The 6589-nt window shown below is 72.1% G+C and carries 6 protein-coding genes, 1 tRNA gene and 1 pseudogene; 1 reads left to right on the top strand and 7 read right to left on the bottom strand.

Annotated features, from left to right (window positions below; translation table 11 throughout):
- The 5 genes and pseudogenes from HS99_RS47255 to HS99_RS32975 form a co-directional block, all read right to left on the bottom strand.
- Nucleotides 1–117: pseudogene (locus tag HS99_RS47255) on the bottom strand (DNA-binding response regulator); the annotation flags it as partial.
- 288 nt (nt 118–405) lie between these two features.
- A complete protein-coding gene (gene galE / locus HS99_RS32990; RefSeq protein ID WP_094742910.1) occupies nt 406–1371 on the bottom strand; it encodes a UDP-glucose 4-epimerase GalE in 966 nt (321 codons plus the stop codon).
- Between the two features lie 207 nt (nt 1372–1578).
- Complete coding sequence (locus tag HS99_RS32985; protein WP_030290693.1) at nt 1579–2247, bottom strand: LuxR C-terminal-related transcriptional regulator; 669 nt, start codon at nt 2245–2247, stop codon at nt 1579–1581.
- 178 nt (nt 2248–2425) lie between these two features.
- Nucleotides 2426–2501: transfer RNA gene (locus HS99_RS32980), tRNA-Thr, on the bottom strand.
- Between the two features lie 176 nt (nt 2502–2677).
- A complete protein-coding gene (locus HS99_RS32975; protein WP_030552311.1) occupies nt 2678–3100 on the bottom strand; it encodes a winged helix-turn-helix transcriptional regulator in 423 nt (140 codons plus the stop codon).
- Nucleotides 3101–3254: 154 nt separating this feature from the next.
- On the opposite strand from HS99_RS32975, the gene HS99_RS32970 reads away from it, so the two are divergent.
- A complete protein-coding gene (locus HS99_RS32970) occupies nt 3255–3851 on the top strand; it encodes a flavodoxin family protein (RefSeq protein ID WP_030290697.1) in 597 nt (198 codons plus the stop codon).
- 24 nt (nt 3852–3875) lie between these two features.
- Here the strand turns inward: HS99_RS32970 and HS99_RS32965 are convergent, their stop codons facing one another.
- Nucleotides 3876–5210, bottom strand: coding sequence for an MFS transporter (locus tag HS99_RS32965; RefSeq protein ID WP_050366609.1), 1335 nt, complete (start codon nt 5208–5210; stop codon nt 3876–3878).
- Between the two features lie 114 nt (nt 5211–5324).
- Nucleotides 5325–6491, bottom strand: a complete 1167-nt coding sequence (gene mycP / locus HS99_RS32960) for a type VII secretion-associated serine protease mycosin (RefSeq protein WP_267885528.1) — start codon at nt 6489–6491, stop codon at nt 5325–5327.
- Nucleotides 6492–6589: the final 98 nt, after the last annotated feature.

The raw sequence follows: 6589 nt of genomic DNA, 5'->3' as shown, positions 1-6589 counted from the left end.
GGCGGCCGCGCTGCCGGCCGCGCCCACCTCCACGTCGGGCTCGGCGGCCAGGGCCGCGGCCAGCGCCTCGGCGAAGATCCGGTGGTCGTCGACCACCAGGACCCGGATCCGCCCCATCGTCACTACCCCCTGCTCAGAGCGCCCGAGCCCGGGAGCGGGGACCGGTCCGGCGTCCGCGTTCCGGACCCTCCGCTCCGCCCGCCCACCGGTGGCCGGCGCGGCCGAAAGGGCGCCGGCCCCCACCGGTACCGCACTCAGCGTACGGGCCGGGAAACGCTCCCGTGCCGGTTCGGTGAAGTTTCGTCAGGAGTGGCGCGAGCGGCGCGGCCGGCCAGCCGGGCGGCTCCGGAGAGACGCCCAACTGACCGGCCGGGACGGGCGGTTGGCCCTGGCGGGCGGACGGTCCTACTTGCCGTTCTTCTCCAGGGTGAACTTCCAGGCGTCGGCGACGATGTCGTCCAGGTTCGGACGGCGCGGCGTCCAGCCCAGCGCCTCGTGGGCGCGCTCGGCGGAGGCCACCAGCACGGCCGGGTCGCCGGCCCGGCGGGCGGCGACCTGCACCGGGATCTCCCGGCCGGTGACGCGCTTGACCGACTCGATCACCTCGCGCACCGAGAAGCCGCTGCCGTTGCCCAGGTTGCAGATCAGGTGCTCGCCCGGCTTGGCGGCGTCCAGCGCCAGCAGGTGGGCGTCGGCCAGGTCGGCGACGTGGATGTAGTCGCGGATGCAGGTGCCGTCCGGGGTCGGGTAGTCGTCGCCGAACACCGCGATGTGCGGGCGCTGTCCGAGCGCGGCCTGGAAGACCAGCGGGATCAGGTGCGACTCGGGGTCGTGGCGCTCGCCGTAGGCGCCGTACGCGCCGGCCACGTTGAAGTAACGCAGCGAGACGGCGGCCAGGCCGTGCGCGACGGCCTCGCTGGTGATCATGTGGTCCATGGCGAGCTTGCTGGCGCCGTAGGTGTTGGTCGGCGAGGTCCGGGCGGTCTCGGCGATCGGCACGACCTCCGGCTCGCCGTACACGGCGGCGGTGGAGGAGAACACCAGCTTGCGCACGCCCGCCGCGCGCATCGCGGTGATCAGCTCCAGCGAGCCGGCCACGTTGTTGCGCCAGTACTTCTCCGGGTCCACGACCGACTCGCCGACCTGCGAGGAGGCGGCGAAGTGCAGCACGCCGTCGAAGGAGCCGTCCAGCACCTTGCCGGCCTCCTGGATCCGGCCCTCGACGAACTCGGCACCGGCCGGGACACCCTCACGGAAACCGGTCGAGAGGTCGTCCAGGACGGTCACCTGGTGACCCGCCTCCAGCAGGTGGGCGGCCACCACGCTGCCGACGTAGCCGGCGCCACCCGTGACCAGGTACTTACTCATGATGAGACCTCCAGCGGGCGATGGTCCGCCCGGTCGGGGGCGCCATCGAAGGAATGCGAACGACTGGGGTCAATTGTCCCCGTCCGGCGGGGTGCTCCCGACCACCGGGGCTCCCGCTCCCGCGCATTCTCACCCACTCCTCAGCCGTCCTCCACAGGCGCCCGCGGCCAACCCCCGTCGGCCCCACCGCTCAGCCTTCGGCCTCACCGCTCAGCCTTCGGCCATCCGTTCCAGCAGGCCGGTCCGCGCGGCCACCGCGGCCGCCTCCAGCCGGGTGCGCGCGCCCAGCTTCATCAGCACGCGCTGCACGTGGGTACGGGCGGTGCTCGCGGCGATCCGCATCCCGGCGGCAATCGCCGCGGTGTCCTCGCCGTCCGCGATCCGGGCCAGCACCTGCACCTCACGGCGGGTCAGCAGCCGCAGCAACCGGACCGACTCGTCGTCCGGTTCGGCCACCGGGCGCAGCAGCTGGTCGAAGGCCCCGCGCAGGACGTCCACGGCCACCGCGGCCTCGCCCGCCCGGGCCCGTCCGATCGCCCGCTCGACCACCTCGATCCGCTCGTCGCTCGGCACGTAGCCCGCTGCTCCGGCCGCGAACGCGCAGGCCACGCCGCCGAGTTCACCGACCGGCCCGAGGACGATCACGGCCACCTCGGGGCGCTCCCGGCGGATCCGACGCAGCCCGTCGAAGGCGCCCGGCTCGCCCGGCGCGGACACTCCCAGCAGGCACACCTCGGGCCGCCGCCCGGCGACCAGGTCGGCGACGACGCCGACCGGGGAACCGACCGCGAGCACCCGGTGGCCGCGCAGTTGCAGTGCCGTGGCCAGCGCCTCGGCCAGCAGCCGGTGGTCGTCGACCACCACGAGTCGAACACCCATGACGCCCTCCCGGTCGGGGCCCGGCTCGCACCCGCACCCCCTCGGGCGGGCGGCCGATGACGCACCATCACAGCGCATTCCGTACCCGCCCCGCTAGGCCGCCGCGTGTCACCGGAACCGGAACGCACCCGGGTCGGGGAACGCGAAAGACCCCCGCCGCGAGGCGAGGGTCTTTCAGTGGAGCCCCCATGCGGAATCGAACCGCAGACCTTCTCCTTACCATGGAGACGCTCTACCGACTGAGCTATAGGGGCTTGCCGGGTTTTTGTTTTCCCGGGCCGGTCGAACAAGGAAGACATTACACGGCCGTCGACCCGAAAGGGAAATCGGCCCCGCTCCGCCCCCCGGCCGCCCGGTTCGCCCGCTCGATCCGCCCGATCCGCCTGATCCACCCGACCGGTCCGCCCGGACCGTGCCGCCGGGCAGCCCGCTACCGGGACCCCTCGGGGTGCGCCGCGTCGAACTCCTCGCGGGCCGCGAGCATCTGCCGGGCGCGCCGCTCCGTCCAGTGGCCGAGCGGGGCGACCAGTTCGGCCAGCTCCCGGCCGAGCGGCCGCAGGTCGTAGACCACCCGCGGCGGCGTCTCCGGGAAGACCGTACGGAGCACCAGGCCGCTGCGCTCCAGGTTGCGCAGCGACTGGGTGAGCATCTTGCGGCTCACTCCGCCGACCCCGCGCTGGAGCTCGGAGAAGCGCTGGGGTCCGCAGGCGGAGAGGCTCATCAGGATCAGCAGCGACCACTTGTCGGCGAGCTCAGCGAACATCTCGCGGCTTGGGCAGAGCTGGGCGAAGACGTCGTGCTCCTGCTCCGCCTGCGGCTCGGCCCCGGTGCGGGCGGTTTCCTCCGTCGTCATGGCGTCCAGGGTAGACCTGCGGTCTCCGATTCGAACCTGGTCTCCGATCCATGCTTGGTCTCTATCAGAGACCTGGTCTATATTGGAGACCGCTCGACCGGCCGTAGCCCGCCGGACCCGCATCCGTTCCCCCGCCGCACAGGAGTGCCCCCGCATGACTGCCATCCGCCCGACCGTCGCCCTCGCCTACCACTCCGGCTACGGCCACACCGCCGTGATCGCCGAGGCCGTCGCCCGCGGCGCCGCCGCCGCCGGTGCCGAGGTCGTGTCGATCGCCGTCGACACCATCACCGACGAGCAGTGGGCCCAGCTCGACGCCGCCGACGCGATCGTCTTCGGCTCCCCCACCTACATGGGCACCGCCTCCGGCGCCTTCCACGTCTTCGCCGAGGCCACCAGCAAGCGCTGGTTCACCGACGCCTGGAAGGACAAGGTCGCGGCCGGCTTCACCAACTCCGCCTCCAAGAGCGGCGACAAGGCCAGCACCCTCGGCTACTTCCAGACCCTCGCCGCCCAGCACGGCATGAACTGGGTCAACCTCGGCCTCAAGCCCGGCTGGAACGCCACCACCGCCAGCGAGAACGACCTCAACCGCCTCGGCTTCTTCAACGGCGCCGCCGCCTCCTCCCCGTCCGACGCGGGCGCCGAGGCCGTCCACAAGGCCGACATCGCCACCGCCGAGCACCTGGGCGAGCGCGTCGCCCGGCACACCGCGATCGTGCTGGCCGGCCGCGCCGCCCTGGCCGGCTGACCGCCCAGGCCCCCCCGCGTACGGCTACGCCGCCGGGTCCGCCCCCAGAACGGGCGCCCGGCGGTATCCGCCGTCCACCGCCGCCAACTCCGCACCCGTGGTGTCCGGCAGCACCCACAGACAGCCCAGGGCCAGCACGCCCAGGGCCGCCAGGTACCAGCCGGCCGGCTGCGCCGTGCCGTACGCCGCCGTCAGCCTGGTCGCCACCAGCGGCGTCGTCGCCCCGCCGACCACCCCGCCCAGGTTGTACGTCAACGCGGCACCCGTGTAGCGCACCCGAGTCGGGAACAACTCGGGCAGGAACGCCGCCAACGGGCCCATCAGACAGCCCAGCACCACCATCGCCCCAGCCAGCCCCAGGAACATCAACGGCCGGCGCACCGTCTCCAGCAGCGGGAACAGCACCAGCGACCACCCGGCCGCCAGGCCCGTCGCCCACCGCAACGTCCGCCGACGGCCCCACCGGTCACTGTGCGAAGCGCTCAACCACACCGTCACGGCCCCGCCCGCCGCCCCGGCCAGCAGCATCGCCAGCACCAGCGTGCTCGCCACCCCGAGACCGGACGTCGCGTACGCCAGCGCGTACGTGGTGGTCAGGTAGAACAGCGCGTACCCGACCGTGATCGCCCCGCCGCCCGCCAACACCGGCCGCCAGTGCTCGCGCAGCACCTCCACCACCGGCGGACGGTCCCGCCGCACGTCCGCCCGGAACAGCGGCGACTCCGCCAGCCGCAGCCGCACGAACAGCCCCACGGCCACCAGCACCAGCGAGGCCAGGAACGGCACCCGCCAGCCCCACTCCCGGAACGACCTTTCGTCCAGCACCAGTTGGAGCGCCAGGAACCCGCCATTCGCCAGCACGAACCCGGCCGACGGCCCCAACTGCAGGAACCCCCCGTACCGCCCGCGCCGCCCGGCCGGCGCGTTCTCCGCGATCAGCAGCGCCGCCCCGCCCCACTCCCCGCCCAACCCGACGCCCTGGCACACCCGCAGCACCACCAGCAGCGCCGGCGACCACCACCCCCACACCGCGAACCCCGGCAACAACCCCACCGCCGCCGTCGCCAACCCCATCAACAGCAGCGACACCACCAACGTCGCCTTCCGGCCCACCCGGTCCCCGAAGTGCCCGAACACCACCGCCCCCAACGGCCGGGCCAGGAACGCCACCGCATACACCGAGAAGGCCGCCAACAGCGCCCCCACCGTGCCCAGTTCGGGAAAGAACACCGGCCCGAACACCAACGCGGCCGCCGTCCCGTACAGGAAGAAGTCGTAGAACTCGATCGCCGTCCCGATCAACGCCGCAGCCGCCGCCCGCCGCAACTGCCCAACCCGCCAAGCACCCTCCGCATCCATACCACCCACCCTCACCACCACCCGGGCCCCCCACCAGCCCCCACCCGAGTGACCCAAGCGCACACCCCCAACCCCCACGCCCACCCCGCGCACCGCGCGCCACCACGCGACCGACTACCGCGCGCCCCGCAGCACCACGATCAACCGCCGCACCAGCAGAGCCACGATCACACCCGCCGCAACAACCACCACCACGATCACCGCAATGGCCACCGGCCAACTGAGGCCGGCGTTCACACCGCCGGTGTCCACCGCTGCCACTGCGGCCGACGAAGAGCCGCCCGTCGACGACGCGACCGTCGGCGACGGACCGGCGGGGGTCGCGGTCGGCAACGGCGAGGCCATGAGTGCGGACGACGGAGTCGGCACAGGCACGTCGCCCGGAAGCGGCGACACGTCAGCCGGTCCGGGATCGCCGGGATTCGTCAGTGCGATCCTCGGCCGGACCGCGCCCCACCCGGCGCTGTTCGTACGGCTGTTGCCATCATTTGGTCTGCCGGCCGTGTTGATGAGCACCCGAAGGACCTGATTCGCGGTCCACTCCTTGTGAACCGCCCAGACCAGCGCCGCCGAAGCGGACACCAGAGCCGCAGCAGCAGACGTTCCATGGCGCTTGCAGTAGCCGGTGGTGCCCGTGCAGGCGTCGACCACATCGATGCCGGGGGCCACGAACGCGACGTGCGGCCCCGTCTGGGACTCCTCCGTCACCGTGCCGTTCCGGTCAACGGCTCCGACGCCGACGACGTTGGGCAGCGCAGCCGGATACATGACGAGGTTTCCGTCCTTCGCGGAGTTCCCAACACTTGCGACCACGAGCACCCCCTTCGCCCTCGCGGCCGCAAGAATGCGATTCAACTTGGCAACGTTCTCCGGAGTGGCGGTGACCGCCGCGCTCTCCTCCGAAATGCTGATGACCTTCGCGCCCTGGTCAACCGCATAGTTCACGGCCTGACCGACCTCATCGAGGAAGTCGGACGAGATGGAAGCCCCCAGGGACCGGTCCGACCCGTCATTCATCTTCAGGGGAAGAATCTTGGCCCCCGGCGCCAATCCGTAGGCACCCGTCCCGCCGCTGCTCTTGCCGGTTCCGGCGATCAGACTCGCCATCTCGGTGCCATGCCCGTCCACGTAGGACCCCACGCCGCCGGGACTACCGCTGAAGTCCTTACCCGGAAGGAACTGCCCCTCCAAGTCCGGATGATCCAGCTTGAACCCGCCATCGATCACCGCGACAGTGATCCCCTGCCCCTTGGACGTCTTCCACATTTCAGGAGCGTGCATAGCCTCCAGATGCCACTGCTGCTGGCGGATTGTGTCCTCAGCAACGGCTGGTGCTGCGACCGGACCCACTACGACTCCCGCAGCCAGAAGGGCCGCAG

Source organism: Kitasatospora aureofaciens (assembly GCF_001188955.3).
Taxonomy (GTDB): domain Bacteria; phylum Actinomycetota; class Actinomycetes; order Streptomycetales; family Streptomycetaceae; genus Kitasatospora; species Kitasatospora aureofaciens.
Note: the sequence above shows the minus strand (reverse complement) of the source record. Positions and strands in the feature narration are given on the sequence as shown.